Here is a 1699-nt window from a genome sequence, read left to right as displayed (position 1 = left end):
TATCTGCGCGAGGCAGAGCGTCGCGTCCGCGGCTGCGTCCCGCCGGCACACCTCGGCCACGGCGCAGGCCCAGGCGCCGACGTCGACCTCCTCGGGAGGCAGGTCGACCCGCACCACGGCGCGCAGGCGCCCGTCGCGCAGGGTGAGGAGGACCAGGCTGCCCTCGGGCAACCGCCCGAGGGCGTGGCCGACGTAGGCGAGCAGGTCCTCCGGGCCGCGGGCCGGCAGGACGGGGACGTCGAGTGAGGTGGGGGCTTCCATGCCGCCACCCTGGCCGACCGGGCGCCCGCGGTGGGATCAGTCCCCGTCGCCGGTGGACGGACGGCCGGGTCCGTCCTCCTGTGCAGGAGCGGACCCGCCGCCGGCGTCCCGCGCGGCGAGGTACGCCTCGACGGCGGAGGCGAGTTCGTCGCCGTCGGGCAGGCCCTGCTCGGTCTCGAGCAACGACCGCTCCTGGTCCTCGGCGTTCTGGTCGTAGTTGCGCTCCAGGCCGGCGATCATCTGCTGGATCTCCCCGGACCCGGAGACCTGGCGCTCCAGCTCGGCCTCGATGTCCCGCGAGGCGTCTCGCAGGTCGTCCGAGGGCAGCATGAGCCCCATGGCGGCCCCCGCGTACTCGAGCGCGGCCACGGCCGCCTGGGGGAAGGACGCCTCGGCCACGTAGTGCGGCACATGGACGGTGTAGCCCGCCGTCGGCAGGTCCGCCTCCTCGGCGCGCAGCTCGAGCATCTGCAGCAGCCCCGCGACGATGTCCGCCTCCGGGCTCCAGGTGGACAGCCCCTCGACGGCGTCGGCGCGGGACCCGTGGGTCGTGACCCCGAGCCGCCGCGTGTGCGGCACGGGCAGCGGGGCCGCGTCGAGGAAGGTGAGCGAGTCCACCTCCCACTCCTGCGCGAGGCCGAGCACGGCCTCCGTCACCGCCTGCCACCGGAAGTCCGGCTCGGGGCCGGACAGCAGCAGGAAGGGGTGGCCGAGCAGGTCCTCGACCAGCTGCACCTCGAGCGCGGGCAGGCGCAGATCACGGTAGCGGTCCCGGTCGAACCGGAGCCGGGGACGCCGGGCGCGGTAGTCGAACATCGAGTCGACGTCGAAGGAGACGACGGTCCGATGGGTCAGGTGCTCGTGCAGCGCGGCCCGCACCTGCCGAGCGACCCGGCCCGCGTCCATGTGCCCGGTCAGGGCCACGAGCATGCCCAGGCCGGGGGGCACGGGCGCCCCCTCATGACGGGTGTACAGCGGCGCGGCGTCCTGCACGTCTCGTTCCCCTTCCGGTGGTCCGTCTGCGGGAGAGCCGTCCCCGCCGCCCGGATGGCGGCGGACGCGGATCCCTCCCTGTCCTCTGGCGTCAGTCAACCACGGCACGGCACCCTCCTATTCCGCGCCCGCGCGCCCTGGACGGGCGCGCGAGCCCTCTGGCTAGGATGACGCGGGACGGCCCGGCCCACCCCGCCGGGCGCATCCCCCACCCCCGGAAGAGAGGCCCGTCCGTGATCACCCTGGACCGCCCGACCCTGACCGCCCGCGCCCTGGAGGACTTGACCGCCTCCGCCCTCGTGGTGGGGGTGGGCACCGGCCCGGACGGCCCCGTGCTCCTGACGGACGCGCTGCCGGCCGAGGCGGCCACCGCCCTCGAGGCCTCGTTCGAGCTGCTGGGCGTGCGGGGCGCCGAGGACGAGGTCCATCGCCTGCCGGGCCTGGA

General features: G+C 75.5%; 2 protein-coding genes and 1 pseudogene. 1 reads left to right on the top strand and 2 read right to left on the bottom strand.

Annotated elements, in window-relative coordinates:
• Positions 1-261 (bottom strand): DUF4192 family protein (locus tag D8M29_RS11780; RefSeq protein ID WP_127446005.1); only part of this gene is annotated, 261 nt, incomplete at its 3' end.
• Positions 262-297: 36 nt separating this feature from the next.
• Positions 298-1254, bottom strand: coding sequence for a PAC2 family protein (locus tag D8M29_RS11775; protein ID WP_044659523.1), 957 nt, complete (start codon positions 1252-1254; stop codon positions 298-300).
• A 233-nt stretch (positions 1255-1487) separates the two neighbouring features.
• Here D8M29_RS11775 and D8M29_RS11770 point away from each other — a divergent pair.
• Positions 1488-1699 (top strand): annotated as a pseudogene (locus D8M29_RS11770) (leucyl aminopeptidase); the annotation flags it as partial.

The organism is Micrococcus sp. HSID17227 (assembly GCF_003989405.1).
Classification (GTDB): domain Bacteria; phylum Actinomycetota; class Actinomycetes; order Actinomycetales; family Micrococcaceae; genus Micrococcus; species Micrococcus luteus.
Note: the sequence above shows the minus strand (reverse complement) of the source record. Positions and strands in the feature narration are given on the sequence as shown.